This is a genomic window from Ruegeria sp. CG3 (assembly GCF_056537205.1).
On record NZ_JBQFRC010000001.1, the window covers coordinates 486,658 to 513,319 of the forward strand.

Annotated in this window: 28 protein-coding genes and 1 tRNA gene; 15 read left to right on the forward strand and 14 right to left on the reverse strand. The window is 61.9% G+C overall.

Going from position 1 to position 26,662, the window contains the following annotated elements; genetic code table 11:
- Window positions 1-4 precede the first annotated feature (4 nt).
- A complete protein-coding gene (glmM, locus tag ACR0NB_RS02405; RefSeq protein ID WP_480774840.1) occupies window positions 5-1,351 on the forward strand; it encodes a phosphoglucosamine mutase in 1,347 nt (448 codons plus the stop codon).
- Here the strand turns inward: glmM and ACR0NB_RS02410 are convergent.
- Window positions 1,345-2,247 carry a DMT family transporter gene (locus ACR0NB_RS02410; RefSeq protein WP_480774841.1) on the reverse strand — a complete coding sequence of 301 codons (903 nt, stop codon included), beginning with the start codon at window positions 2,245-2,247 and terminating at the stop codon, window positions 1,345-1,347. The two genes, glmM and ACR0NB_RS02410, sit on opposite strands and share 7 nt — an antisense overlap.
- 72 nt (window positions 2,248-2,319) lie before the next feature.
- Window positions 2,320-3,342, reverse strand: a complete 1,023-nt coding sequence (ilvC, locus tag ACR0NB_RS02415; RefSeq protein WP_170390472.1) for a ketol-acid reductoisomerase — start codon at window positions 3,340-3,342, stop codon at window positions 2,320-2,322.
- 131 nt (window positions 3,343-3,473) lie between these two features.
- Between ilvC and ACR0NB_RS02420 the strand changes: the two genes are divergently transcribed.
- Together ACR0NB_RS02420 and ACR0NB_RS02425 are read left to right on the forward strand one after the other, a co-directional pair.
- A complete protein-coding gene (locus ACR0NB_RS02420; protein ID WP_170366436.1) occupies window positions 3,474-3,929 on the forward strand; it encodes an Lrp/AsnC family transcriptional regulator in 456 nt (151 codons plus the stop codon).
- Window positions 3,926-4,384 carry an Lrp/AsnC family transcriptional regulator gene (locus tag ACR0NB_RS02425; RefSeq protein ID WP_170363151.1) on the forward strand — a complete coding sequence of 153 codons (459 nt, stop codon included), beginning with the start codon at window positions 3,926-3,928 and terminating at the stop codon, window positions 4,382-4,384. The genes ACR0NB_RS02420 and ACR0NB_RS02425 overlap by 4 nt, the downstream gene beginning before the upstream one ends.
- 3 nt (window positions 4,385-4,387) lie before the next feature.
- On the opposite strand, the gene ACR0NB_RS02430 is transcribed toward ACR0NB_RS02425, so the two are convergent.
- Window positions 4,388-5,089, reverse strand: a complete 702-nt coding sequence (locus ACR0NB_RS02430) for a GntR family transcriptional regulator (protein ID WP_170363152.1) — start codon at window positions 5,087-5,089, stop codon at window positions 4,388-4,390.
- A gap of 231 nt (window positions 5,090-5,320) precedes the next feature.
- On the opposite strand from ACR0NB_RS02430, the gene ACR0NB_RS02435 reads away from it, so the two are divergent.
- Window positions 5,321-6,448, forward strand: a complete 1,128-nt coding sequence (locus ACR0NB_RS02435) for an aminotransferase class V-fold PLP-dependent enzyme (RefSeq protein WP_480774842.1) — start codon at window positions 5,321-5,323, stop codon at window positions 6,446-6,448.
- Window positions 6,449-6,461: 13 nt separating this feature from the next.
- Here ACR0NB_RS02435 and ACR0NB_RS02440 read toward each other — a convergent pair whose 3' ends face one another.
- The 3 genes from ACR0NB_RS02440 to ACR0NB_RS02450 all read right to left on the reverse strand — a co-directional run bounded on the left by ACR0NB_RS02440 (window position 6,462) and on the right by ACR0NB_RS02450 (window position 8,748).
- Window positions 6,462-7,658 (reverse strand): UbiH/UbiF family hydroxylase, encoded by a 1,197-nt coding sequence (locus ACR0NB_RS02440; protein WP_480774843.1) that lies wholly within the window; start codon window positions 7,656-7,658, stop codon window positions 6,462-6,464.
- Window positions 7,659-7,732: 74 nt separating this feature from the next.
- Window positions 7,733-7,981, reverse strand: coding sequence for a hypothetical protein (locus ACR0NB_RS02445; protein WP_093962490.1), 249 nt, complete (start codon window positions 7,979-7,981; stop codon window positions 7,733-7,735).
- A gap of 122 nt (window positions 7,982-8,103) precedes the next feature.
- Complete coding sequence (locus ACR0NB_RS02450; protein ID WP_480774844.1) at window positions 8,104-8,748, reverse strand: pyrimidine 5'-nucleotidase; 645 nt, start codon at window positions 8,746-8,748, stop codon at window positions 8,104-8,106.
- A 101-nt stretch (window positions 8,749-8,849) separates the two neighbouring features.
- On the opposite strand from ACR0NB_RS02450, the gene ACR0NB_RS02455 reads away from it, so the two are divergent.
- Window positions 8,850-9,497, forward strand: a complete 648-nt coding sequence (locus tag ACR0NB_RS02455) for a GntR family transcriptional regulator (RefSeq protein ID WP_480774845.1) — start codon at window positions 8,850-8,852, stop codon at window positions 9,495-9,497.
- Here the strand turns inward: ACR0NB_RS02455 and ACR0NB_RS02460 are convergent.
- Both ACR0NB_RS02460 and carA read right to left on the reverse strand, forming a co-directional pair.
- The gene (locus ACR0NB_RS02460) at window positions 9,454-11,373 is read right to left on the reverse strand and encodes a glycosyltransferase family 2 protein (RefSeq protein WP_480774846.1); all 1,920 of its coding nucleotides are present in this window, start codon (window positions 11,371-11,373) and stop codon (window positions 9,454-9,456) included. The two genes, ACR0NB_RS02455 and ACR0NB_RS02460, sit on opposite strands and share 44 nt — an antisense overlap.
- Before the next feature lie 89 nt (window positions 11,374-11,462).
- Window positions 11,463-12,629, reverse strand: coding sequence for a glutamine-hydrolyzing carbamoyl-phosphate synthase small subunit (carA, locus tag ACR0NB_RS02465; RefSeq protein ID WP_480774847.1), 1,167 nt, complete (start codon window positions 12,627-12,629; stop codon window positions 11,463-11,465).
- A gap of 183 nt (window positions 12,630-12,812) precedes the next feature.
- Between carA and ACR0NB_RS02470 the strand changes: the two genes are divergently transcribed.
- Window positions 12,813-13,298, forward strand: a complete 486-nt coding sequence (locus ACR0NB_RS02470; protein ID WP_170434947.1) for a GatB/YqeY domain-containing protein — start codon at window positions 12,813-12,815, stop codon at window positions 13,296-13,298.
- Between the two features lie 6 nt (window positions 13,299-13,304).
- On the opposite strand, the gene ACR0NB_RS02475 is transcribed toward ACR0NB_RS02470, so the two are convergent.
- The 3 genes from ACR0NB_RS02475 to ctaD form a co-directional block, all read right to left on the reverse strand.
- Window positions 13,305-13,796, reverse strand: coding sequence for a DUF2244 domain-containing protein (locus ACR0NB_RS02475; protein WP_480774848.1), 492 nt, complete (start codon window positions 13,794-13,796; stop codon window positions 13,305-13,307).
- 43 nt (window positions 13,797-13,839) lie between these two features.
- Window positions 13,840-14,439 carry a 2-hydroxychromene-2-carboxylate isomerase gene (locus tag ACR0NB_RS02480; protein ID WP_170337940.1) on the reverse strand — a complete coding sequence of 200 codons (600 nt, stop codon included), beginning with the start codon at window positions 14,437-14,439 and terminating at the stop codon, window positions 13,840-13,842.
- A 155-nt stretch (window positions 14,440-14,594) separates the two neighbouring features.
- Window positions 14,595-16,253, reverse strand: coding sequence for a cytochrome c oxidase subunit I (gene ctaD / locus ACR0NB_RS02485; RefSeq protein ID WP_480774849.1), 1,659 nt, complete (start codon window positions 16,251-16,253; stop codon window positions 14,595-14,597).
- Window positions 16,254-16,545: 292 nt separating this feature from the next.
- Here ctaD and ACR0NB_RS02490 point away from each other — a divergent pair, with 292 nt between their 5' ends.
- Window positions 16,546-16,965: an HIT family protein gene (locus tag ACR0NB_RS02490; protein ID WP_170366417.1), complete on the forward strand. Its 420-nt coding sequence runs from the start codon at window positions 16,546-16,548 to the stop codon at window positions 16,963-16,965.
- Here the strand turns inward: ACR0NB_RS02490 and ACR0NB_RS02495 are convergent.
- Window positions 16,946-17,392: a MerR family transcriptional regulator gene (locus ACR0NB_RS02495; protein ID WP_170366415.1), complete on the reverse strand. Its 447-nt coding sequence runs from the start codon at window positions 17,390-17,392 to the stop codon at window positions 16,946-16,948. The genes ACR0NB_RS02490 and ACR0NB_RS02495 overlap by 20 nt on opposite strands.
- 77 nt (window positions 17,393-17,469) lie before the next feature.
- Here ACR0NB_RS02495 and ACR0NB_RS02500 point away from each other — a divergent pair, with 77 nt between their 5' ends.
- The gene (locus ACR0NB_RS02500; protein WP_170366413.1) at window positions 17,470-18,423 is read left to right on the forward strand and encodes a cation diffusion facilitator family transporter; all 954 of its coding nucleotides are present in this window, start codon (window positions 17,470-17,472) and stop codon (window positions 18,421-18,423) included.
- A gap of 314 nt (window positions 18,424-18,737) precedes the next feature.
- On the opposite strand, the gene lipB is transcribed toward ACR0NB_RS02500, so the two are convergent.
- Entirely contained in the window at window positions 18,738-19,394 is a 657-nt protein-coding gene (gene lipB, locus ACR0NB_RS02505; RefSeq protein ID WP_480774850.1) for a lipoyl(octanoyl) transferase LipB, read from the reverse strand.
- Window positions 19,395-19,433: 39 nt separating this feature from the next.
- Window positions 19,434-20,093 carry a DsbA family oxidoreductase gene (locus ACR0NB_RS02510; RefSeq protein ID WP_170390462.1) on the reverse strand — a complete coding sequence of 220 codons (660 nt, stop codon included), beginning with the start codon at window positions 20,091-20,093 and terminating at the stop codon, window positions 19,434-19,436.
- 142 nt (window positions 20,094-20,235) lie between these two features.
- Here ACR0NB_RS02510 and ACR0NB_RS02515 point away from each other — a divergent pair.
- From ACR0NB_RS02515 to ACR0NB_RS02545, 7 genes are all read left to right on the forward strand, one after another.
- Window positions 20,236-20,322: transfer RNA gene (locus tag ACR0NB_RS02515), tRNA-Leu, on the forward strand.
- Between the two features lie 139 nt (window positions 20,323-20,461).
- Window positions 20,462-21,307: an arsenate reductase/protein-tyrosine-phosphatase family protein gene (locus ACR0NB_RS02520; RefSeq protein ID WP_170390461.1), complete on the forward strand. Its 846-nt coding sequence runs from the start codon at window positions 20,462-20,464 to the stop codon at window positions 21,305-21,307.
- The gene (locus ACR0NB_RS02525; protein WP_480774851.1) at window positions 21,304-22,302 is read left to right on the forward strand and encodes an ArsJ-associated glyceraldehyde-3-phosphate dehydrogenase; all 999 of its coding nucleotides are present in this window, start codon (window positions 21,304-21,306) and stop codon (window positions 22,300-22,302) included. The genes ACR0NB_RS02520 and ACR0NB_RS02525 overlap by 4 nt, the downstream gene beginning before the upstream one ends.
- Window positions 22,299-23,576, forward strand: a complete 1,278-nt coding sequence (gene arsJ, locus ACR0NB_RS02530) for an organoarsenical effux MFS transporter ArsJ (protein ID WP_480774852.1) — start codon at window positions 22,299-22,301, stop codon at window positions 23,574-23,576. Before ACR0NB_RS02525 ends, arsJ begins: the two co-directional genes overlap by 4 nt.
- A complete protein-coding gene (arsB, locus tag ACR0NB_RS02535) occupies window positions 23,573-24,616 on the forward strand; it encodes an ACR3 family arsenite efflux transporter (protein WP_480774853.1) in 1,044 nt (347 codons plus the stop codon). The genes arsJ and arsB overlap by 4 nt, the downstream gene beginning before the upstream one ends.
- Before the next feature lie 108 nt (window positions 24,617-24,724).
- Window positions 24,725-25,762, forward strand: coding sequence for a tRNA dihydrouridine(20/20a) synthase DusA (gene dusA, locus ACR0NB_RS02540; protein ID WP_480774854.1), 1,038 nt, complete (start codon window positions 24,725-24,727; stop codon window positions 25,760-25,762).
- Window positions 25,763-25,795: 33 nt separating this feature from the next.
- Window positions 25,796-26,620 carry a sulfite exporter TauE/SafE family protein gene (locus ACR0NB_RS02545; protein WP_170337959.1) on the forward strand — a complete coding sequence of 275 codons (825 nt, stop codon included), beginning with the start codon at window positions 25,796-25,798 and terminating at the stop codon, window positions 26,618-26,620.
- Window positions 26,621-26,662 lie beyond the last annotated feature (42 nt).

Sequence of the window (26,662 nt, forward strand, 5' to 3'; positions counted from 1 at the left end):
AGGTATGCGCAAGCTGTTCGGAACCGACGGGGTGCGGGGCACCGCCAACACCTATCCGATGACGGCCGAGATGGCGTTGCGGATCGGCGCGGCGGTGGGGCGGTACTTCCGCCGGGATGGCTCGGGCGTTCACCGGGTGGTGATCGGAAAAGATACGCGCCTGTCGGGCTATATGCTGGAAAACGCGCTGACGGCGGGTCTGACGTCGACCGGCATGAACGTGCTGCTGCTAGGGCCGGTGCCGACACCGGCGGTCGGGCTGATGACCCGGTCGATGCGGGCCGATCTGGGTGTGATGATCTCGGCCAGCCACAACCCGGCCGAAGACAATGGGATCAAGTTCTTCGGACCCGATGGGTTCAAACTGTCCGACCAGGCCGAACTTGAAATCGAACAGCTGATCGAAGAGGGGGTCAAACCCGCGCAGGCGCAGAATATCGGGCGCGCCCGGCGTGTCGATGACGCGCGGTTCCGCTATGGCGAGCGGGTCAAGTCATCTCTGCCGCGCGAGCTGCGTCTGGATGGCCTCAAGGTGGTGATCGACTGCGCCAACGGCGCCGCGCACCGCACCGCACCCGAGGTGTTGTGGGAACTGGGGGCCGAGGTGATCCCTGTTGGAACTGCGCCCAACGGCAAGAACATCAACCTGGGTTGCGGCTCGACCCAGCCGCGCGTTGCGGCCGAGGCCGTCGTGGCGCATGGGGCGGATGTGGGCATCTGCCTCGACGGCGATGCCGACCGGGTGGTGATCGTGGATGAGAACGGGCAGGTCGCCGACGGTGATCAACTGATGGCCCTTCTGGCCACCGCCTGGGCCTCTTCCGAACGGCTGAAAGGCGGCGCGCTTGTTGCGACCGTCATGTCGAACCTGGGGCTGGAACGGTTTCTGGGCGCGCGCGGGCTGCGGCTGGAACGGACGGCGGTCGGTGACCGCTATGTGGTCGAGCGTATGCGGGACGGCGGGTTCAACCTTGGCGGTGAGCAATCCGGCCATATCGTCATGAGCGACTATGCCACCACGGGTGATGGCCTGATGGCGGGGCTGCATTTCCTGGCCGAGATGGTGAATTCGGGGCGCAAGGCCTCGGATCTGGCGCAGCAGTTCGAGACGGTGCCGCAACTGTTGAAGAACGTGCGCTATGGCGAAGGTCAGGCCCCGCTGGAAGCGGAGACAGTCAAGGCCGCGATTGCTGATGCCGAGGCGCGGCTGAACGGGCAGGGGCGGTTGCTGATCCGCAAGTCGGGCACCGAGCCCTTGATCCGCGTGATGGCGGAATGCGAGGATGACGCCCTTTTGGCACAGGTGGTCGATGGGATCGTGGCCGAGGTCGAAGCCGCCGCGCGTCAGTAGCCCAACAGCAACTTGCGCAGGCTGAACCATTGGCTGATGGCCATGCCTGTCAGGATCAGCGCCAATGCTATGTAGAACCGCAGCGGCAGTGCCTCGGACAGGATCCACGCGCCGAAGATCATCGACCAGACCGGCACCTGATAGTTCACCAGAGTCATGAAGACCGACCCGGCGCTGCGAATGATCGACACCCGCAGCAGGGTGGCAAAGGCCGTGGGCACAAGGCCCAGCACGATCAGCGCAAGCGTGGGGCGCAGGCCTTGCGGTGCGGGCACGCCCTCGGTCGCCAGCATGATGGGCACCAGGATCACTGCGCCCACCACCAATGTCAGTGCGGCCAGAACCACCGGGTCGATCGGCGGGCATCGCCGGGTCAGGATCGACGCCACCGAATAGCAGAACGCCGCCCCGATGCAGGCCAGCTGTGCCAGCGGCTCGGCCCCGCTGCCCAGTTGCGCCAGCCCTGGGCCGGTAAGCACCAGCGCTCCGGTGAAGCCCAGCGATACCCCGACGAAACGACGTGCGTTCAGGGGTTCATCCGAGAAGAAATGCGCCAGCGGAAGAACCATCAGCGGAATTGCAGCCATGGACAGCCCGGCAAAGGCCGAGGGTACATATTGCTGCCCCCAGCTGAGCAGCACGAAAGGCAGCGCGGTGGACAGGATGCCGATCAGGATTACCGACCACGCGAGACTTGGTGTCAGGCTGGGAATGCGCCGCCGGGTCAGCCCCATCAAGGCCAGCAGCATCACCGCGCCCAGCGTCGTCCGCGCCGTGGCCACCGTGATCGGGCCATAGCCTTCCAGCGCCATCGCGACGACCATGAAGGTGCCGCCCCAGATCAGGCCCAGGGCAATGACGCCGCTCCAGTCGCGTATGTTGGGTTGAGGCACCATTGCTGGCCGTTCATCCGTTCCGCATGAAAAGGGCGGCCACCGGGGCCGCCCTTGGGTCCAAGCCGTTCGGGCTTAGTTCTTTTCCTGATCGACCAGCTTGCCGGCCGAAATCCAGGGCATCATGCCCCGCAGCTTTTTGCCGACTTCTTCGATCTGGTGTTCGTCATTGGCCCGGCGCGAAGCCTTGATCGTGGGCTGACCGACCTGGTTTTCCAGCATGAAGTCACGCACGAACTTGCCCTGCTGGATGTCGTTCAGAACCTCTTTCATCGCCTTCTTGGTCTGCTCGTAAGGCAGGATGCGCGGGCCGGTCACGTATTGACCGTATTCCGCGGTGTTCGAGATCGAGTAGTCCATGTTGGCGATGCCGCCTTCATAGATCAGGTCCACGATCAGCTTCACCTCGTGCAGACACTCGAAATAGGCCATCTCGGGTGCATAGCCGGCCTCGACCAGGGTTTCAAAGCCGCAGCGGATCAGTTCGACCAGACCGCCGCACAGTACGGCCTGCTCGCCGAACAGGTCGGTTTCGCATTCCTCGCGGAAGTTGGTCTCGATGATGCCCGAACGGCCGCCGCCGATGGCCGAGCAATAGGACAGGCCGATTTCCAGCGCCTTGCCGGTCGCGTCGGTGTGAACGGCCACCAGGCACGGCACGCCGCCGCCTTTGACATATTCGCCGCGTACGGTGTGGCCGGGGCCTTTGGGGGCCATCATGATGACGTCCACGCCCTCTTTCGGCTCGATCAGGCCGAAATGCACGTTCAGGCCGTGGGCAAAGGCGATTGCCGCGCCGGGCTTGATGTTGTCATGCACGTATTTCTTGTAGGTCTCGGCCTGAAGCTCGTCGGGCATGGTGAACATGATGACGTCGCACCAGGCCGCGGCCTCGGCGATGCCCATCACCTGCAGGCCTTCGGCTTCGGCTTTCTTGGCCGAGCGCGAGCCTTCGCGCAGGGCGACGACCAGGTTCTTGGCGCCCGAGTCGCGCAGGTTCAGCGCGTGGGCGTGGCCTTGAGAGCCATAGCCCAGAATGGCCACTTTCTTGTCCTTGATCAGGTTGATGTCGCAATCGCGATCGTAATAGACGCGCATTTTGCCGGTCCTTTCTGTTTCGATTGCTGCGGTTCTATCTGCAGTGATTGCTATTGGCGAGAGCGATGGCATTGGATATTGACGACAGAAGCGAAGAATAATTCTTAGAAACCGGAAAACTTGAAAAAGTCATGCTTGACGACATCGACCGCCGCATCCTGCGCCATTTTCAGGCCGACCCAAGCCTGAGCACCGCCGAACTGGCCGAGCGGTGCCGGATCAGCAATGGCGTGTGCTGGCGGCGGATCGAGAAGATGCAGGCCGCCGGGATCATTCAGGGGCAGGAGGCCGTGATCGACTGGTCCGCCATGGGCTATGCGGTCGAGGTGTCGCTGCGGGTGACCCTGGACAAGACCCAGCCGCGCGCCTTCGACGAATTCACCGAAGCCGCCCGCAAAGTGCCCGAGGTGATCGAGATCCAGACCTTTCTGGGGCGGGTGGATGTCCGCCTGTCCGTCATCGCGCGGGACATGGCGCATTATCAGCAGGTCTATCGCGATCGTATCCTGACCCTGCCGCATATCGCCGATATCGAGGCCCTGATGCACATCGCGCGGGTCAAGCGGGACGAGGTGCTGCCGGTATGATCGAACTGGATGAACTGGACCGCAAACTGCTGCGCGCTTTGGCTCAGGACGCGACGCAGAGTGCAGGTGCGCTGGGGCGGCGTTTCGGTCTGTCGCAGCCTGCCACCTGGCGCCGGATCCGGCGGCTGGAGCAGGCGGGCATCATCAAGGGGCGCAGGCTGCGCTTGAACGCCGAGGCACTGGGGTTCGGTGTCACAGTATTTCTGGGCGTCAAGCTGGCGCGCAAAGGCCAGGTCAGCCTCGAGGATTTCGAACGCGCCGTTAGCGCCATTCCCGAAGTCCAAACCGTGGAACACGTACTGGGCCTGTATGACTACCGACTGCGGGTGGTGGCACGCGATCTGGCAGATTTCGAGCGTGTTCTGCGTCGGCGTATCATGACCCTGCCGGGGGCCGGGGACGTCGAAGCAAATGTACTGCTGAGCGAAGAACGCCTGCCCGGGCCGATAGGCTAGCGGTCAGTAGCGGGTACGGATGCAATAGCCAGGATGGTGGGTCAGGCGGGCAAACGAAACCGGCTGTCCGTCTTTCCATGTCGTGCGCTCAAGCTGAATCATCGCGGCCCCGGTCGTCGTTCCCATATAATCTGCCAAGTGGCTGTCGGCGGAAATGGCGTAGAGTGCAAGCTCGGCGTCAATGAAGGGGTTCGCATTCAACAGCCATTCATGCGGCCCGACCTCTTCCAGATTGGCATCTTCAACCTCGGGGACGGCCGAAATGTTGATCCAGCGTTCTTCGTGCTGAAACGGGCGGTTGTCGGCATAGTGCATGCACACCAGATGCAGGATCTGCGATTGCGGCGGCAGACCCAGTTGCGAGCTGAGCCAGCCCGGGCTCTTGTCGATGCTGCGCTCGACCAGGGCATAGCGGTAGGTCTGGTTCTGGTCTTCGACGATCTGACGGGCCAGCGACAGTTCCAGCTTGGCCTGTTTGCTGGGTGATTTCTTGACCCGCGTTCCGCTCTTGCGCTTGCGCTCGACGAACCCTTGCTCTGCCAGTTCGCGCAGCGCACGGTTGACGGTTGCACGCGCGCAGTTGAACTCTTCGGCAAGCTGGGTTTCGGTCGGCAGCAAGGAACCTTGGGGCCAGACCCGTGTCTCGATCCGCCGCTTCACTTCGTCCCGAACGAATTGAAAACTGATCCGCTTTTGAACGTTCACGGTCTAAAATATCCTTTCAAGCTCAAGATGTGTGTATCTGTTCAGAAACACGTCAAGGTGTAAAGGGAGAGGTGACACTAATTGGCGTCAATTCGGCCTATCAGGCTATTGAATCGGGTGTGCAGCCAGGCTTCTGACCGTTGACTTAAGGGAAGCGCATGAGGGTCAATGAGCACTTTACCAACAGATGCAAAGCCTTCAGAAAGTGAGCAACCCAGAAAAGGAGACAGCATGCCTGCATTGTTGAATACAGTCGATCCGGACGGGCTCGAAGAATTCTCGGTCGTGTTCACCGACCGCTCGCTCAACCACATGTCGCAGGCGTTCCAGCAGGTGATGCGCGACATCTCAGGGATGCTGCGTGAGGTCTATGGCGCGGACGGCGTGGCCGTGGTGCCGGGTGGCGGAACCTACGCGATGGAGGCCGTGGCCCGTCAGTTCGCCCGCGGCGCCGACGTGCTGGTGGTGCGCAACGGCTGGTTTTCGTATCGCTGGAGCCAGATCATCGAAACCGGGGGGCTGACGGCCTCGGCCACCGTGTTGAAGGCCCGTCAAACGGGGAATTCCAGCCCGCCGCCCTTTGCGCCGGCGCCGATCGACCAGGTGGTCGAAACCATTCGCAGCCAACGACCCAGCGTGGTGTTCGCGCCACATGTGGAAACCTCGGCCGGGGTCATTCTGCCGGATGACTATGTCACCGCGATGGCTGCCGCAGCGCACGAGGTCGGCGCGTTAATGGTGCTCGACTGCATCGCCTCGGGCAGTGCCTGGATCGACATGAAGGCCACCGGCGTGGACGTTCTGATCTCGGCCCCGCAAAAGGGTTGGAGCGCCTCGCCCAGTGCCGGTCTGGTCATGCTGTCCGACCGCGCCGAGGCGCGGCTGGCCGAGACCACCTCGGACAGTTTCGCGCTGGACCTGAAGAAATGGCGCCAGATCATGCAGGCCTATGAGGGCGGCGGCCATGCCTATCACGCCACCATGCCCACCGATGCGCTGCGGGCGTTCCGTGATACGATGCAGGAGACCCGTGACTATGGGTTCGAAAAGCTGCGCGATGCGCAATGGCGGCTGGGGAATGCTGTGCGGGCAATGCTGCGCGACAAGGGGGTCGTTTCGGTCGCGGCCGAAGGCTTTGGCGCGCCGGGGGTGGTGGTCAGCTATACCGACGACCCCGAGGTGCAGAACGGCAGGAAATTCGCCGCGCTGGGCATGCAGATCGCGGCCGGTGTGCCGCTGCAATGTGACGAGCCCGAAGGGTTCAGCACCTTCCGCCTGGGCCTGTTCGGTCTGGACAAGCTGTATGACGTCGACGGCACGGTGGCTCGGCTCAAGCGGGTGCTGGATCAGGTGCTGTAGGCCGGAACGGGCCTTAGCGCACGCCGAGGCCCATCTGCATCAGCGTCTTGCGCACCACCGGCATCGAATAAAGCGCGTTCAGCCCGGCAGCGCGTGCATCGCGCAACGGCCGTGCCTCGACCATCGAGGCGCGGTTCAGCAGGTCGATCCCCTTGACGCGCAGTTCGATCTCGGCATGGCGGGACTTGTGATAGGCATCGAGCATCTGGGCATCTCCCAGACCCTCGGGTCGGGCCTGGGCCAGGTCCAGCAGGCTGCGTAGATCCCCCAGTGACATGTTCAGCCCCTGCGCCCCGATCGGGGGCACCACATGGGCGGCCTCGGCCATCAGGGCCACGCGCTGGGCCGACAGGCGCTCGGCCGATTGGCTGATGATCGGCCAGATCGTCCGGCGCGAGGCCAGTTTCAGCGGTCCGAACAGGCCGCAGGACCGCTCGGTCATCGCGGCCTCGAACTCAGCCTCGGGCAGGTTCTGCAGGTCGACCGCGCGCGGGCCGCGCTCCATCCACACGATCGCCGACGAGGGCTGGCCCTGCCAGTCGGGCAGGGGGACCAGAGTGAACGGCCCGCCGGACCGGTGGATCTCGGTCGAGACGTTTTCATGGGCGAACGGATGCGTCACCGCAAAGGCCAGTGCCTTTTGCCCGTAACGCGTAGTGTGGACCTTAATTCCCGCAGCCTCGCGCATGGGCGAGTTGCGGCCATCGGCGGCGATCACCAGCTTGGTGCGGATGCGCGTACCGTCCGACAGGCCCACACGCGCCTCGGCGGTGCGGGTGAACAGGCTGACGGTGCCGGTGCCGGGGCGGAAATCGACGTTCGGCAGTTCGTGCAGCCGGGCCACCATCTCGCGCCGCAGCAGCCAGTTGGGCAGGTTCCAGCCAAAGGGTTGATCCGAGATATCGGCGGCGTTGAAATCGCGCACCACGCGCGGCTCGGGGATGTCACCGCCCGCGTCCACGATGCGCATGATCTGCAGCGGCGCGGCGTGCGGTTCAAGCCGGTCCCACAAACCGCAGTGCTGCAAAAGTCCGTGCGCCGGTTGCAGAAACGCGGTGGTGCGCAGGTCGGATCCGTCGGCGTCGCGGTCGGTGACGGGCGGGGTCGGGTCCACGCAGATCACGTCGAACCCTGCGGCGCCGAATACGGCCGCCGCGGTCAACCCGGCGATGCCGCCGCCGGAAATCAGGATGTCACAACTGTCGGTCATCGCGTCACTCTCCGTTGCCTGCGGACCCTAGTGCGGTTCTGGGGCCTGCGCCAAGTGACATCCTGTCCCGTGGTCTAGCCGCGTGAGATCAGGACCAGAATCAGGAACATCACCGGCACCATCGCCAGGGCCGGCAGATACAGGCCCGGCAGGCCGAACAACAGGGCCGAACAGCCCCACATGCTGACCAGCGCCGCAACGGTATAGCCCAGATCCTCGGGCTTGCCATTGGCCGCATCGCGGGCCAGCCAGCCAAACAGGGGAATTGCAAAAAGCAGGCGCTGCCAAAAGGGCAGGCGGCCGGGCATCTCGATCGCGGTCATCAGGGTCTCCAGTTCTGTTCGTCGCTGGGCCTGATGTAGGAACGACTGTGCACCCGCAGAATGCGCGGATCGTCGCAGTTTCAGGCCGCGCGCAGGTGCATTTCGTCGCAGTCTCGGGTGGTTCAGATCAGGCGCGCTAGAAAGGCGGTCAGGTCATCGGTGTGGTGGTGGATATGATCCGCGTCATGCGGATCGGGGGCAACATGCACGGTACGCATGCCCATGTCATGCGGGGCCTTCAGGTTGCGAGGCTCGTCTTCGAACATCGCAGCGCGGTCGGGGTGGATGCCGTCGCGGGAAAAGACCGTTTCAAACGCGGCCTTGTCCGGTTTGGGCCGGTACCCCGCATGTTCGACCCCATAGATCGCGTCGAACAGCCCGTCCAATCCGCGTGAGGCCAGAACCCGCTCGGCATAGGGCGCGCTGCCGTTGGTGTAGACGATGCGCCGCCCGGGCAGGGCCCGGATATGCGCGGCCAGCGCAGGGTCGGGTTCCATGTGGCTCAGGTCGACCTGATGAACCGCGTGCAAGTAGGGCTCGGGGTCCAAGTGATGTTCGGCCATCAGTCCGGCCAGCGTGGTGCCGTGTTCGCGCCAATAGTGCTGGCGCAGCCGGTCAGCCTCGGCCCGGTCGACGCGCAGGGCTTCGACCACGTATTCCGTCATCAGAACCTCGATCTGATCGAACAGGCGCATCTGTGGCGGATAGAGGGTGTTGTCCAGATCGAACACCCATTGGGTGACATGTGAAAATGCAGGCTTGACCATAGGCTTGGGTTTAGGCCGCGGCCACCGGGTTTTCAATGGCGCACTTGATTGCAGACCCGTGGCGCGGATAGACATGTCCGAACGAGGAGAGACAGCACCCGATGAACCAGACGAAACAGCCGCAGACCGATGCCTACAGCCTGATCCTCGAAGCGATTGACGTGGGGGTGTACAAACCCGGCGACCGGCTGGTGGAAAGCGAACTGGCCGAGCGGTTCGGCGTGTCGCGCACCCCGATCCGCGAGGCGCTGCAGCGGCTCGAGACGCAGTCGCTGCTGGAACGTGACGGGCGCTCGCTGATCGTGGCCTCGCTGGACCACAACCAGATGGCCGAGCTGTATGTCGTGCGGCGCGAATTGGAAGGGCTGGCGGCCCGACTGGCCGCGCGCCATGCCACGGATGAGGAAATCAAAGTCCTGCAGGATATGGTCGAAGCCGATGACGCGCTTGTGGATGATCCAGTGGCGCTGTCCCGGGCCAACCGGCGGTTCCACGAGCAGATCCACCTTGCGTCGCACAACCGCTACCTTGTGCAGCAATTGGACCTTGTCCATCGCACCATGGCTCTGATGGCAACGACTTCATTGGCCGCGCAGGGCCGCGGTGAGATCGCTCAGAGTGAGCATAAGGGGATCGTCGAGGCAATCGCGGCTCATGACGAAGAAGCCGCCGACCGAGCCCTGAAGGAACATATCTCGGTCGCGTTCATGACCCGGCTGAAGCAGGATGCAATCCGGCGCGAGAAATAGCTTCCTCGTCCGGCTGCACTTCTTCGCTGGCCTGTCCGTGCTGGGTCTTGTCCCAGAAGAATGGTCTGACCGCCAGTTCCCACAGCGCCTTGTAAGCTGCCGCCACACCCAAGGGGTAATAGAGTGCCATGGTCAGGACCCACGGCAGCAGGAAACGGCGCCCTCCGGCGATCACGCCCAAGCCTCCAACTAGGATGTTCGCGGCCTCGGCGGTCAGGAATAGGTAGACACAGGCGTTCAAGATTTGCGGTGCCAATACAGCTTCGAAAGGGTTCGTCAGCCCCAAAAAGGTCAGCCAGAAGACCCACAGCACCGGGGCAAGCAGGAATTGTCCGACCGTCCCCAGGAAAAAGGCTTGGACTCCCAAAAAGCGCCACATCCCCAGATCGCGCATCAATGCCAGGGGCGAGCGCATGTGGACAAGGTACGTGACCATAAACCCTTTGAGCCAGCGTGAGCGTTGCTTCACCCAAGGCCAGGCGCGGAAATTGGCCTCTTCATACGTGGCGGTATTCACGATTTCGGTGCGATAGCCCGCGCGACTGAGCCGAACCCCCAAATCCGCGTCCTCGGTCACATTGTGAGCGTCCCAGCCCCCCAATTCCAACAGCTTGTCCCTGCGGAAGAAGAACGTCGTTCCACCCAGCGGCACCACAAGACCCAACCGCGCGATTCCGGGCAGGATCACGCGGAACCAACCGCTGTATTCGATGGTGAAGCAACGCGAGCGCCAGTTGGTGCGCGGGTTGTAGTAGTCCAGAACACCCTGCAGGCAGACCACATCATCGGGCGCGCGGGCGAATTGCTCCACCACGGTCTCGATTTGGTCTGGCAGAGGCGCATCCTCGGCATCCCAGACGCCCAAAATCTCTCCTCGGCAGAAATCCAGCGCATAGTTCATCGCCCTTGGCTTGGTGGTCAGGTTGCCAAGATCGGGCACCTCCAGCGTTCGGATCCAGCTGGGCAGGGTGGTCTGCGCAAGCGCTGACCGGGTGACGTCATCATGCTCTTCCAAGACCAGAATCACGTCCAACAGCGCCTTTGGATAGGTCAGGCGTTTCAGCCGTTGGATCAGCGCACCAGCGATTTCCCGTTCCTTGTGCAGCGGTACCAGGATGGACACGCAGGGCAGGCGCTGTTGCGCAAGCAGACCGTCTGGTTTCTCGGCCTTTTTGGGGAAGAGATACGATATCAACCCGGCCAGCCGAAGAATCAGGAACAGGATCAGCGTTGAAACTGCTGCCCAGAACAGCAGGGATAGCCCGGCATTCGGTTGCAGACCCAAGCCCACAAGCGCAGCCAGCGCCAAGAGGGTAGGCAGGAGACGTGAACTCGCAGTCCATGAGCGGCAGCTTTGCGATAGCGGCGCCCGTGTTTCCGCCGCCTCGGCCAAAGGTTTTGCGTAGTGTCGGGCAATGGCTTGGTCGATGTTATCGGGTGCGGCCAGAACCGGCAGGACGGTCTGGGCGCAATCTGCCAACCCGGACCTTATTTCATCAAAGCGGTCTGGGTAGGCTGTCGCGACCAAAAGCACGGGTCCGACTCGCAGCCACGGAATGGCGTTGTGCGTCAGCCAGAACTGCATCGGGCGCAGCGCGCAAAGGTCAGCGGGTGGCGGCGTGTTTTCCAGATCGGCGATCTGCAGCCCATGTTGTTGGCCCAGCGCCAACAACACATCGCTGCGCGAGGCCATATGCTCGCCAACCAGAATTTCGCCCAGAGGAGCGTCCTGCCGCTCCTGCAGTTTCAGGGCGTGATCCAGTTGAGCGGGGGTGATCACCCCCAAGTCGATCAGGCAAGTGCCCAAAGGTTTGCGGGGGCCAATGCCAGAAACCGGGGTCGCGGGCCCGTGACCCAGAAAATTCAATTCAACCATAAGAAAACCCTGCCCGAGATGTCGGGTCAGAGTTGCTCAATCAAGGTTAATTCCGGGTTAACGTTGACGCGGTCCGCAAACCTGCGGGATCAAGCGCGCACTTTTCGGTCGGCCATGGCCGCGGCAAACCGTTCAAAAAGGTAAAAGCTGTCTTGCGGGCCGGGCGAGGCTTCGGGGTGATACTGAACCGAATACACCGGGCGATCGGACATGCGGATGCCGCAGTTCGAGCCATCGAAGAGCGACCGGTGGGTTTCGACCACCCCCGCAGGCAACGATTGGGCGTCGACCGCGAATCCGTGGTTCATCGAAGTGATCTCGACCTTGCCGGTTTCCAGGTCCTTGACCGGGTGGTTCGCGCCGTGGTGTCCGTGGTTCATCTTGATGGTCTTGCCGCCCAACGCCAGTGCTAGCATCTGGTGACCAAGGCAGATCCCGAAAATCGGCAGATCCGTGGTTTCAAGAATTTCCTTGATCATCGGCACAGCATAAGTGCCAGTGGCAGCCGGGTCTCCCGGGCCGTTGGACAGGAACACGCCATCAGGTTCGTGCGCCAGCACCTCAGCCGCGGTTGCGGTTGCGGGCAGTACCGTCACGTCGCAACCGGCCGAAGCCAGGCAGCGCAGGATGTTCCGTTTTGCGCCGTAGTCCAACGCGACGACCTTGTGCACGGGCGCTTCCTGACGCCGGTAGCCATCCGGCCAGGCCCAGCGCATCTCGTCCCAGCGGTAGCTCTGGGCGCAGGTCACATCCTTGGCCAGATCCATGCCCTCCAGCCCGGCGAAACCACGCGCTGCAGCAACCAGGGCTTCGATGTCGAAGTTGCCTTGCGGGTCATGGGCTAACGCGACATGCGGAGCGCCTTGCTGGCGGATCGCACGGGTCAGCCGGCGGGTATCGACCCCACCGATGGCGATCCGGCCGCGGCGGGCCAGCCAGTCGGTCAGCCGCTCGGCCGAGCGCCAGTTTGACGGCTCGGTCGGATCCCATTTCACGACCATGCCCGCGGCCACCGGATCGGCAGTTTCGTCATCGTCGGGATTGACGCCGACATTGCCGATATGCGGGAAGGTGAAGGTCACGATCTGCCCGGCATAGGACGGGTCGGTCATGATCTCCTGATATCCGGTCATCGCGGTGTTGAAACACAGCTCGGCCACGGTTTGTCCCGTGGCGCCGAACCCGGTTCCGAAGAAGAGCGTTCCGTCGGCCAGAGCCAGACATGCGGTGGGCTTGGACGTGGCTTGATGGGCCATGGCGCGACTCTCCTATCGGGTAAATCGGCGCATAACTAAGGGGGTTGGGGTCTCGGGTCAACCCTGTTCAAATTTTGGGCTATTGTTGTTTTTCAATGATTTAGCCTTATGTGTCTGCTGTTGTGCCTCGGATTTTGTTTAGATATGTTCGGGGTTCCGTTGCCATGGGGATGGACAGAACAGATGGATATGCGAACTCGGGTGACCACTGCCCTGAAGCAAGCAATGAAGGACAAGGATGCCGAGCGTCTGTCGACGCTGCGGCTGGTCAATGCCGCGATCAAGGATCGGGACATCGCGCTGCGTGCGGCTGGAAACGAAGAGGCCAAGGGCTGTGATGACTCAGATGTTCTTGAGATTCTTGGGAAAATGAGCAAGCAGCGCAAAGAAAGCGCGCGGGCCTATGAGGAAGGTGGTCGTTTGGACCTGGCCGAGCGCGAACTGCGCGAGGTGAAGATCATCGAGGAATTCCTGCCCAAGCAGTTGGATGATGATGAGGTCGCAAAGGCCATCCAGACGGCGATCACCGCGACCGGTGCCGGGTCGATCCGGGACATGGGCAAGGTCATGGGCGAGCTCAAGGCCAACTACACAGGCCAGATGGACTTTGGAAAGGTGGGGCCGCTGGTCAAAGACCACCTGTGCGCCGCGTCGAACGGCGACTGCTGACGCACTTTATTCGGGTGCTGGTTCCCGCAGCCGCTTTACCAGATCATCATACAAGGAAATGCGTTCCTCCTCTGAGAGGAACGCGCCAATCTCGACCACCCGTCCTTCACCCGACAGGGTCACATAGTTCGGGACCGGACCGCCGGCCTTGTGCATTTCCGGACGCGCCCAGTATCGATTGCAACTCCATTCCTGCTGCCCGGTCCGGGCGCTGTGATGGATCAGGCGTGCTTGGGTTCCGGTAAGGGTCAGTACCTCAAACACGTTTCTGGACCGATAGTTTGACTGGATCGCAAGCCATAGGCCCGCCACCGTCAACAGAAGGAACGGCAATAGCCCCCACAGCAGAACCGATCCCAGAACTGCCAGTAGGGGTATAAGTCCAAACAGGAAAACCGATAGTACGACGGCCATTGCGCCGCGCGGTGGCAGGGAATTGTGCGGCCAAAGGCGCAATTCCTGTTCCGAGTTCGAGCTGATGTTCCAATGGTAGGGCATATTGCAAAAATAGCGCCTGCTGATCCGGTGTCGATTGCCAATTTTAAACGACGTGTCCGACCCGCGCCCAGGACAGCGCGTCTTCAAGCCGGTCGTCGCCCCAGAACACTTCGCCCCGCGTAACAAAGCTTGGCGCGCCGAATACGCCCAGGGCTACTGCCGTTTCGGTTTCAGCTTTCAACGCGGTTTCGATTTCGGGGCTGCGCGCGCGGGCCATGACCGGCAGCGGGTCCAGCTGGCAGCGGAACAGAGCCTCGGAGATGGCGTTTTCACTGCCGGCTTCGATACCGTCCTCAAACCAGATCCTGTAAAGGTTTTGGGTAAAGCTCTTGCCCCATCCTTCCCGGATTCCCAGCAGCGCGACCTGGTTGGCCAATTCGAGGTTCGAAATCGGATAGGGGGCGGGCAGCTTGGCGTGGATATGGTACTTGGCTGCGCGGCGTTCGATGTCGCGCCACATGTAGGCCGACTTGACGGGTTTGCCCGCAAACGGAATGTTCTTCTGTTCAGACATGACCGCGCGTACGTCGAAAGGGCGCCAGTTAACCTGCGCCTGATGTTCTGCGCACCAATCGTCCAGACGCATGATGGTCAGGAAACTGTAAGTGCTGCCGATGGAGTACCAGAAATCAATATCGGGCATGGTGACCTCGGAGATTGGCCGGACATGCGGCGCGCCAAGGATACCCGATTTTCAACGATATTGCGACCGCCCGCGGAATGCGATGGCCGGTAGAGCGCGAACAGAAAAAGAAAAACCCCGCCGTGAAGGCGGGGTTTCCTGTTTTCGGGAAGGGATCAGTGCGCGTGGCCCTTGTCCCAGTCTTCCTGCTTGGGCAGCTGCTCGAACGTGTGCTCGGGCGGCGGCGAGGGCAGGGTCCATTCCAGCGTATCCGCATATTCGTTCCACGGGTTCGGACGCGTTTCCTTGGCGCCACGCAGCAGGGCGTAGATCACGATGCCGAAGAACAGCAGGAACGAAGCGAACGAGATGAACGCACCGATCGACGAGACGAAGTTCCACTGAGCGAAGGCTTCGGGATAGTCGATGTACCGGCGCGGCATGCCCTGACGGCCCAGGAAGTGCTGCGGGAAGAAGGTCAGGTTTGCACCGATGAAGAACATCCAGAAGTGAACCTTGCCCCAGAACTCGGAATACTGACGGCCCGTCATCTTCGAGAAGTAGAAGTACACACCTGCAAAGATGGCGAAGACTGCACCCAGGCTCATCACGTAGTGGAAGTGCGCGACGACATAGTAGGTGTCGTGGTAGGCCCGGTCGATACCGGCCTGCGACAGAACCACACCGGTCACACCGCCGACGGTGAACAGGAACAGGAAGCCGAAGGCGAACAGCATCGGCGTCTTGAACTCGATCGAGCCGCCCCACATGGTGGCGATCCACGAGAACACCTTCACGCCCGTCGGAACCGCGATGACCATCGTGGCCAGCATGAAGTAGGCCTGCTGGCGCAGAGACATGCCCACGGTGTACATGTGGTGTGCCCACACGACAAAGCCCAGCGCGCCGATTGCGATGATCGCCCAGACCATCGGCAGATAGCCAAAGATCGGCTTGCGCGAGAAGGTGGCGATTACGTGGCTGATGATGCCAAAGCCTGGCAGGATCACGATGTACACTTCGGGGTGACCGAAGAACCACAGGATGTGCTGGTACAGGATCGGGTCACCGCCACCGGCCGGATCAAAGAAGGTGAAGCCGAAGTTGCGGTCCATCAGCAGCATGGTGATCGCGCCCGCCAGAACCGGCAGCGACAGCAGAATCAGCCACGAGGTGACGAAGATCGACCAGCTGAACAGCGGAACCTTGAACAGGGTCATGCCCGGGGCACGCATGTTCAGGAAGGTAGTGATCATGTTGATCGCGCCGAGGATCGAGGAGGCGCCCGATACGTGCACGGCAAAGATCGCCAGGTCCATGGACATGCCGCCTTCGGTCGTCGACAGCGGCGGGTAAAGAACCCAGCCCACGCCCGAGCCGGCCTGGTCGTTGCCGCCGGGGGCCAGCAGCGACGCGATGCCCAGCGAGGTGCCGGCGACATACAGCCAGAAGGACAGGTTGTTCATCCGCGGGAACGCCATGTCCGGTGCACCGATCTGCAACGGCATGAAATAGTTTCCAAAACCGCCGAACAGGGCGGGAATGACCACAAAGAACATCATCAGGACACCGTGATAGGTGATCATCACGTTCCAAAGGTGTCCGTTGGGAGTGCAGGGGTCGGCCATGAAGCCTTCCAGGCACATGTACTGAACGCCCGGATGCATCAGTTCAAGCCGCATGTAGATGGTCATCGCGACCGAGATGAACCCGGCAAAGGCCGAGAAGATCAGGTAAAGGATCCCGATATCCTTGTGGTTGGTCGACATGAACCACCGGGTAAAGAATCCGCGCTGGTCTTCATGATCGTGACCATGAATGGCTGCGTCTGCCATTTAGGTGCCTCCTGTTGCAAATAGACCGCGCAGCCGGACCTCTCCGGCGCGCGGGATTCCTGCTGGTTTTAGAATGCAAGGGGGCGGCCTTCAATGGCCGAGTTTGATCTGGATCAAGATTAATTGTCGCGGGGCAGGAGGTCACCCACGCGATATCGGCCTTGGATGACCGGTATCTGGGGATGATCGGGCGAATTGCAAGGACAGGGGCTGTCCAAGGGCGGAATCACGCCTTGACCCGCTGCGGGCTTGGCCGCAGAACAACACGCAGCCCCTTTGTCGGAGACCCACCATGACCGCTTATGATCCCGAAAACATCTTTGCCAAGATCCTGCGGGGCGAGATCCCCTCGACCCGCGTCTACGAGGATGCGGACACGCTGGCTTTCATGGATATCATGCCGCGTGCGGACGGGCACCTTCTGGTGATCCCGAAAACGCCTTGCCGCAACGTGCTGGATGCCACACCCGAGCAACTGGCCGCAGTCATGACCACGGTTCAGAAACTGGCGCGTGCGGTCATGCGCGCCTTTGACGCCGAAGGGGTGACCATCCAGCAGTTCAACGAGGCGGCCGGAGGGCAGGAGGTGTTTCACCTGCATTTCCATGTCCTGCCCCGGCACGAGGGCGTCTCTCTGCGCCCGCCCGGAAAGATGGGCGATTTCGACGAGATCGCCAAACACGCCGAGCGCATCAGGGCTGCGCTGGCGTGACGGGTGGGGGCGCCTGATGCGTCCCTGAACAGGCATCGTGATCCCCAAACGCCTGCAAGACTGAGCAGACGTGGTCGTGCTGCCCGTCGCAGGCGGCCGCGATCCGGGCAAGCTCGGTCTCGAGCCGGCGCAGCTTTGCAATCCGATCCTGCAGGTCCGCCAGTTGCCGCTCGGCGATTTCGTGTGCCCGGTTCAGATCGGCGCCCTGGGCGCCTTCCAATGACAGCAGGGCCTCGACATCGGCCAATGGCAGTCCGAGATCGCGCGTGTGTTTGACAAAGTGCAGCCGCTCGAGCGCGGCGCGGTCATAACGCCTTTGGTTGCCGGCGGTCCGTTCCGGCGGTTGCAGCAGGCCCCTTTCTTCGTAAAACCGGATCGTGGCGACTTTGACGCCTGTGCGCCGGGACAAATCCCCGATCGAGAACATTTTCTGCAATCCCCCTTGAACCTCTAGTCACTAGAGGAATTAGGTATGGACCATGACCCAGACAAGGACACGACATCATGGCGCATGATCATTCCCACGCCGGACACAAACACCACGCCCAAATCGACGCCGATGCCGGAGACGCGCGGGTGGCATGGGCCATCGCGGTCAATATGTTTTTGACGCTGGCACAGGTGGTCGGCGGGATCTTTTCGGGGTCGCTGGCGCTCATCGCTGACGCTCTGCACAATTTTTCCGACGCGATTGCACTGATCATCGCGTTCTTTGCCCGCAAGATCGCGCGACGCCCAGCCGACCCGCGCATGAGCTTCGGATACGGTCGGGTCGAAGTGGTCGCGGCGCTGGTCAACTATACCACACTGATCGTCATCGCCGTGTACCTGATGTACGAAGGTGTGACCCGGTTCTTTCAGCCCGAGCCGATTGACGGCTGGCTTGTGGTCTGGATAGCCATGCTGGCGTTGGTGGTGGATCTGATCACCGCGCTTTTGACCTATAGCATGGCCAAAACCAGCATGAATATCCGCGCGGCTTTTATCCACAACGTTGCTGACGCGCTGGGATCGGTTGCAGTGATCGTGGCCGGGGTGGCTGTGATCCTATTCAACTGGACCTGGGTCGACCCGGCCGTCACCATTCTGATTTCGCTCTACATCCTGTGGCATGTCCAGAGCGAGATCGGAGAAACGATCCGGGTTCTCATGCTTGGCGCGCCGCCCGATCTGGACCCCGAGGAGGTCGCCTCGGCCATTGAGGCAATGGACGGCGTGCGCGAAGTTCACCATGTCCACTTGTGGAGCATGCAGGAAAACCAGCCCGCTCTTACCGCGCATCTGGTGGTCGAAGACTGGGCCTGGTCGCAGGCTGAAGAGGTGCGCGGTCTGGTAAAACAGGCAATGCGCGACAGTTTTGGGATCGGCCACCTGACGCTTGAGGTGGAAATGGCTGGTCGGGCCTGCCCACAGACCATGCGGTTCGGCCATGCCACGAACCAATCAGGCGAAAACTGAGGCCCCAAAAACGAGAATTGCCGTTCCGATATGGGGTCGGAACGGCAGACTCGTAACCAAACACTTGATCGATTTTCGCGGGCTGGCCGCGATCACCGGTTAACATACCACTCACTCTTGAACGGTATATTCATGATACCTCAAACTGCGGCTGTTGTGTGGAAGGAAGAAGGAGATTCCTTAAATTTTAAGGCAATTCGCGGCAATCTTCGGAAATTTGCGACCGTATTGAGAAACAGAAGAACCCTGCATCGAGGATTGTCGTTCCGCAGGGTCAGGTTCTGCGATTCGAGACCATGGTCGATGCGAGGGGTTCAGGCCGCCTCAGGGCCAAAAGCCTCAGTAAAGGTTTTGCGCAGCGCCACATCGACATCGGCCATTGTCACCGGCAATCCCAGATCCACCAACGAGGTCACGCCGAACTCCCGGATGCCGCAGGGAACGATGCCCGAAAAATGCTCCAGGTCGGGTTCAACGTTGATCGAGATGCCGTGGAAGCTGATCCATTTCCGCAAGCGGATGCCGATCGCAGCGATCTTGTCCTCGGCCGGTTCGCCGCTGACGGTCAGCGGCTTGTCCTTGCGCGGCACCCACACACCGACACGGCCTTCGCGGATTTCTCCGTGGACGTTGAACTCGGCCAGTGCCGAGATCACCCAGGTTTCCAGCTGTTTGACAAAGCGGCGGACATCATGGCCGCGCTTCCCGACATCCAGCATGACATAGACGACCCGCTGGCCGGGTCCGTGATAGGTGTATTCACCCCCGCGCTTGCTGGCGTAGACCGGAAATCGATCCGGGTCGGTCAGGTCTTGGGGTTTGGCTGATGTCCCGGCCGTATAGAGCGGCGGATGCTCCAAGAACCAGATGCACTCGTCCGCAGTTCCGGCCGCAATCTCGGCTACCCGCGCCTCCATGAAGGCGACGGCGCTGTCATAGTCGGTCAGTCCGTCGGTGATCTTCCATTCCATGCGCGCCTCATAGCCGTCCTGCTGTCCAAGCGAAAGAGGTTAGGCGGCCTCGGCCAGGCATCGCTGCAGGATCTGGGCGTAGGTCTCGGTGCCCTGCGCACCCGTCAGCAGGTACTTGCCGCCAAAAACCATTGCCGGAACTCCGGTGATGCCTCGGCTGGTCCAGAATTGTTGCTTTTGCCTTACCGGGCCTGCATGCGCGCCCGACTCCAACGCCGCGCGGGCGGCGTCTGGGTCGAGGCCGGCGGTCTGAGCGGCATCCAGCAATACCTCAACTTTCGAAACATCCCGCTGATCTGTGAAATAGGCCTTGAACAAGGCCAGCTTCAGAGGGTGTTGCCTGCCTTGCGTTTCGGCCCAGTCCAGAAGTTGATGTGCAGCGAAGGTGTTCACTATGCGGCTGTCGTCATTGAAATTGAACGTGAAACCCAAATCCGCACCCAGCGCGGTCAGCCGGTCTCGGGCTTGCTGGCTCTGCTCGGCGGTCGAGCCGTACTTCTCCATGATGTGCTCTCGCAGGTTCTGGCCATCTGGCCCCATTGCGGGGTTCAACTCGAACGGGTGCCACCGGAGCTGCGCCAGCACGTTCTCCTGCTCCAGCGCCAGATCAAGCTGGCGAAACCCGACGATGCACCACGGGCATACGACATCGGATACGATGTCGACTTGGATGACGGGGCGGGGATCGGGTGTGGTCATCGGATGCTCCTGCTGCGATGTGGCATCGGGTTTCATGACCCCACAGATATGGTTGCAGGCCGGGAATTCCAATGCGGTTGCTTTTGCCTCTTCACATCCTTTTGCCAAGCGTCTATACGCCGCCTACCAAGTCACAGGCAGTGCGGCCGTGGCGGAATTGGTAGACGCGCAGCGTTGAGGTCGCTGTGGGGTAACACCCGTGGAAGTTCGAGTCTTCTCGGCCGCACCATTTTCTTCAATATCAATTCACCCGTCGTTCCATTTTGGGCGAGGGGCATCTTTGTGGCCAATCGTAAAATCTTGCCTGCGGTTTAAACGCGCCAAAAACGGGCACTTGATTTCGTCTGTAATTCGAATATCCATGAATTATGGAAAAAGTGATTCCCGACCGCCTGTCCACCTTGGGTCATCCGGCTCGGTTGGCCGTTTTCCGGCTGTTGATGCGCCGGTATCCCGATCGCATACCCGCGACCGAGATTGCCATGGCGTTGGACCTCAAGCCGAATACGCTGTCCAACTACGTAAACGCGCTGATGCAGGCCGGCCTTGTGACGCAGGAAAGGGTCGGGACGTCCTTGCGCTACTCGGTGGATATGGACGCCGTGCGGCAGACGTTCGATTACCTTCTGCTGGATTGCTGCCGTGGGCGTCCGGAACTCTGCGCGCCCAGTCCACTCAACGGCGTTGACGCGCATGCGGCCAAGGCCCCGCGTACCTACAACGTATTGTTCATATGTACCGGGAATTCCGCGCGTTCGATTTTCGCCGAGGCCCTGTTGAAGCAGCTTGGCGGCGACCGGTTCAACGTGTTTTCTGCCGGTACACGTCCGCGGTCCCAGTTGAACCCAGCGGCGCTTGAGGTGCTGCGGCAGAATGGGCACGACATCTCGGACCTGCGCGCCAAGAATGTAAGCGAGTTCCAGGCCCCGGGCGCGCCGAAGTTCGATTTCGTGTTCACCGTATGCAATCAGGCTGCGAACGAAGACTGCCCCGCCTGGCCCGGGCAGCCGGTCAGCGCGCATTGGGGTATGCCCGATCCGGTGAAGGCCGAGGGAACAGAGGCCCAAAAACGCCTTGCCTTCCAGCAGGCCTACGGCGCGTTGCGCAACCGGATCCTGACCTTTTCGTCGCTGCCGTTCGAAACCCTAGACCGTATGTCCCTTCAGAAGGCCGTGGATGACATCGGCCAGACCCATACCGGAGAAACCGCATGACCGTTTATGCTCTTAACGGCCTTGGCCGCATCGGCAAGCTGGCCTTGAAACCCCTGCTTGAGAAAGGCGCGCAGATCGCCTGGATCAATGACGCGGTGGGGGACCCCGCGATGCACGCGCATCTGCTGGAGTTCGACACCGTGCATGGCCGCTGGGCCGCCGACTTTAGTCATGACGAAAACTCGGTCACCATCGACGGCGTTCGGTTGCCCTTCATCGGGACCCGCAACCTGTCTGATCTGCCGCTTGAAGGCGTCGACGTCGTCATCGACTGTACCGGGGTCTTCAAGACCGAGGCAAAACTGACCCCTTACTTTGACGCCGGTGTGAAGAAGGTGGTGGTCTCGGCGCCGGTCAAGGATGGTGATGCGGCCAATATCGTCTTTGGCGTGAACGAAGGCACCTATGATCCGGCCCGCCACCGCATCGTGACCGCGGCCAGCTGCACCACGAACTGCCTGGCCCCGGTGGTCAAGGTCATCCACGAGAGCCTGGGCATCCGGCACGGCTCGATCACCACGATTCATGACGTGACCAATACGCAGACGATCGTGGACCGTCCGGCCAAGGACCTGCGCCGTGCCCGGTCGGCGCTGAATTCGCTGATCCCCACGACCACTGGCAGTGCCACGGCGATCACCCTGATCTATCCCGAACTGACGGGGCGGTTGAACGGGCATGCGGTGCGGGTGCCGCTGCTGAATGCCTCGCTGACCGATTGCGTGTTCGAGGTTGAACGCGAAACCACGGCCGAAGAAGTGAACGCCCTGTTCAAGGCCGCGGCCGAAGGGCCTCTGGTCGGCATTCTGGGCTATGAGGAGCGTCCTCTGGTTTCGACCGACTATACCAATGACACCCTGTCCAGCATCGTGGATGCACCGTCGACCATGGTGGTGAACGGAACGCAGGTAAAGGTCTATGCCTGGTACGACAACGAGATGGGCTATGCGCACCGTCTGGTGGATGTCGCGATGATGGTCGGGGCATCACTTTGACCAGCGCTTCCCAACGTCCGGACGGGCTGTCGGCCTATATCTCCGTCACGGCAGCCTATTGGGCCTTCATGCTGACCGACGGCGCCCTGCGGATGCTGGTGCTGCTGCATTTTCACACGCTGGGCTTTTCGCCGGTTCAGCTGGCCTATCTGTTCGTGCTGTACGAGATCGCCGGGATGGCCACCAACCTGGCCGCCGGGTGGATCGCCGCGCGGTTCGGTCTGACCGCGACCCTGTACGCGGGGCTGACGATACAGGTGCTGGCATTGCTGGCGCTGGCGCAATTGGATCCGGGCTGGACCATCGGTGTGTCGGTCGCCTTCGTGATGGTCGTGCAGGGCGCCAGCGGCGTGGCCAAGGACCTGACCAAGATGTCGTCGAAATCGGCGGTCAAGCTGTTGGCCCCCACCGAGGGCGGCGGGCTGTTCCGCTGGGTCGCGGTGCTGACCGGGTCGAAGAACGCTGTCAAGGGGTTGGGCTTCCTGCTGGGGGCGGCCTTGTTGGCCGGGTTCGGCTTTGCCGGCGCCGTGCTGGGCATGGCGGGGGTCTTGTTCCTGATCCTGGTGGCGGTGCTGCTGGCGATGCCGCCGGGGCTGCCCAAGGGCCGCAAGGGCGCTAAATTTTCCGAGGTCTTTTCGAAATCGGCCAATGTGAACTGGCTGTCCGCGGCGCGGGTCTTCCTGTTCGGGGCGCGCGACGTCTGGTTCGTCGTCGGCATCCCGATCTATTTCTACGCCGTGCTGTCGGATGGCAGCGAAGCGGGCAACCGCTCGGCCTTTTTTCTGATCGGCGGGTTCATGGCCTTGTGGATCATTCTGTACGGCATTGTTCAGGCTGCCGCCCCGCGTCTGCTGCGGGCAGGGGCGCGGGATGAGGCCGATCTGGTCGCAGCGGCGCGCAGCTGGGCCTGGGGGCTGGCCTGCGTGCCGGCCGTCCTGACGGTGGCTGCGCTGATGTCCTCTGGGCCCGCGCCGTGGCTGACGCTGACGCTGGTGGGTGGCCTGCTGGCCTTTGGCGCGGTCTTTGCGGTGAATTCCTCGCTGCATTCCTATCTGATCCTGGCCTTCACCCGGGCCGAGCGGGTGACGATGGATGTGGGTTTCTACTACATGGCCAATGCGGGCGGGCGGCTGTTGGGTACGCTGCTGTCCGGCCTGACTTATCAATGGGGCGGGTTGCCCTTGATGCTCGGGACGGCGGCCGCCATGGTCGCGCTTTCCGCCTTGGCTGCGGGGCGCTTGCAGCCCCACACAACTTCGGAGATCTCTGCATGAGTGTATTTGAACGGTATCTGTCCCTGTGGATCGCGCTGGCCATGGTCGCCGGGATCGCCATCGGCTCATTCGCGCCGGGTTTGGTCCAGGCCATCGCCGCGGCCGAGGTGGCCAATGTCAACCTGGTGGTGGCGGTGCTGATCTGGGCCATGGTCTATCCGATGATGGTGGGGGTCGACCCAAGCAGCCTGCGCGACGTGGTGAAACAGCCCAAGGGGCTGGCGATCACCCTGGTGGTCAACTGGCTGATCAAGCCCTTCACCATGGCCGCGCTGGGCGTGCTGTTCTTCGAATACGTCTTCGCCGACCTGATCGCGCCCGCCGATGCCCAGCAATATATCGCGGGGCTGATCCTGCTGGGTGCGGCGCCCTGCACGGCAATGGTGTTCGTCTGGTCGCATCTGACCAAGGGGGACGAGAACTATACCCTGCTGCAGGTGTCGGTGAATGACATCGTCATGGTCTTTGCGTTCGCTCCGATCGTGGCCTTCCTGCTGGGTGTGACCGACATTTCGGTTCCGTGGCAGACGCTGGTCCTGTCGGTTGTCCTGTTCGTGGCGCTGCCCCTGGCGGCAGGTGTCTGGACGCGCAACCGGCTGGGCTCGGCCGAGCGGATCGAGGCGTTCCGCGACCGGGTCAAGCCGTGGGGCGTTGTCGGCCTGATTGCCACCGTCGTCATCCTGTTCGGCCTGCAAGGGCAGGTGATCCTGGACCGCCCGATGGTCATCGCACTGATCGCCGTGCCGATCCTGATCCAGTCCTACGGAATCTTTGCGGTGGCTTATGCGGCGGCCTTTGCCCTGCGCGTGCCGCACCGGATTGCGGCGCCCTGCGCGCTGATCGGCACATCGAACTTCTTTGAACTGGCGGTGGCCGTCGCCATCAGCCTGTTCGGCCTGAATTCGGGGGCGGCTCTGGCCACGGTGGTGGGTGTTCTGGTCGAGGTGCCGGTGATGCTGTCGCTGGTGGCTTTCGCCAACCGGACGCGCGGCAGTTTTGCCCAGCGTTCGGAACAATCTCCAAAGGACGTCCGGGCCTAGCAATCCGACGGTGGAAGTCCGGCGTCAAACAGTGGTAGACGCCTAGCGCGGACCCGGCTTGACCGGGCGCCGCACTTTTGTCTGGGCCACAAAAAGGAACGTGCACTGATGGCGGGGTCTCAATCTCGGGCACTTGCTGATCGCAGCGAAGTCACTCGCGCTGCGCGCTTGTCGGTTGCGCCGATGATGGATTGGACCGATCGGCACTGTCGGTATCTGCACCGTTTGCTCAGTGCTGAAACGCTTTTGTACACGGAAATGGTGACGGCCCCTGCTCTGGTACGGGGTGGAGCGCTGCATCTTCTGGACCATAGCCCCGAGGAACATCCCGTCGCTCTGCAATTGGGCGGATCTGACCCGCAGGAGCTGGCTAAGGCGGCCGCATTGGGGGCTGAGGCCGGATATGACGAGATCAACCTGAACTGCGGCTGCCCGTCGGATCGGGTTCAATCAGGAACGTTTGGGGCCGTCTTGATGAAAGAGGCGGGTCGTGTCGCCGATTGCTTGGCCGCCATGCGGGATGCTGTTGACGTCGATGTCACGGTCAAGTGTCGGATCGGCGTGGATGACCAAAACCCCGAGGACATATTGCCTAACTTTCTGGATCGGATTCGCGCCGCCGGCTGTCGGCGCGTGACGATCCACGCCCGCAAGGCTTGGCTTCAGGGGCTTAGCCCCAAAGAAAACAGGGAAATACCGCCGCTGGACTACGATCTGGTTCACCGGATGAAAGCCGATTTTCCGGATCTCCACATCTCGATCAACGGAGGCATCACGACACTGGCCGAAGCCCAAGTGCATCTGGACGCCGGACTGGACGGGGTGATGATCGGCCGGGCTGCTTATCATCAGCCAACCGATATTCTGGCCGATGCCGACCCGCTGATCTACGGGTCGGGGCAAAAGGCGGATCCGGTTGAAGTCGTGATGAAAATGCTGCCCTATATCGATCGGCATCTTGCCGGCGGGGGGCGGTTGCACCAGATCACGCGACATATGCTGGGATTGTTCGCAGGACGCCCGGGTGCTCGTGGTTGGAGGCGCGCTTTGTCCGAAGGCGCGGTCAAAGACCATGCCGGACCCGAGGTGGTTCTGGGCGCGCTGTCCCGCGTGACACCGGATGCCGAGGCGGCGCAGGTAGTTTAAGACGGCCCAAGGGCCGGGGACCAAGGGGGACGGATGCCCGATACGATGTTGCTGGCCCAGATGCTGGGCCTTTTGCTTGTGATCGGCGCGCTGGCCGGTGTTTTGGCTGGCCTTTTGGGAGTCGGTGGCGGGATCGTTCTGGTGCCGGCCTTCTTCTACGCTTTTCAAACGCTGGGATATGGTGGCCCGCAGCTGATGCAGCTGTGTCTTGCGACGTCACTTGCCACGATCATCGTGACTTCGGTTCGTTCGGTGCTGAGTCACAACAAGAAAGGCGCCGTCGATTGGGATATTCTACGCGGTTGGGGTCCGGGTATCGCAGTCGGTGCGATTGTTGGCGTACTGGTCGCCTCGGCCCTGCGCACGGAAGCGTTGCAGGCGCTGTTCGGTATCCTTGGAATGGTGATTGGCGCTTATCTGGGACTTGGCAAGTCCGAATGGCGATTGGGTGATGCCATGCCCGGCGGGCTGAAGCGGTTGGTGATTTCGCCGTTGGTCGGGTTTCTGTCGGTGCTGATGGGAATTGGCGGCGGCAGCTTTGGGGTGCCTCTGATGAGCCTCTACAACACACCGATCCATCGGGCCGTTGCGACGGCCGCGGGGTTTGGCGTGATCATCGCCGTACCCTCGGTACTGGGCTTTCTGTTTCTGCCGATCGCAGCTGAACACCGTCCGCCGCTGACAATCGGCGCCGTCAATCTTGTGGCCTTTGGTGTGGTTGTTGCGATGACGATGATCACCGCGCCCTGGGGGGTGAAACTGGCCCATGCGATGGACCCCAAGCCGCTCAAACGGGTGTTTGCCGTGTTCCTCACGCTGGTGGCGCTCAACATGCTGCGCAAGGCAGTGGGGTGGTAAGGCCTTTCTGGTCGCGGGGTTGGGAAGTATTCCCCTACGACA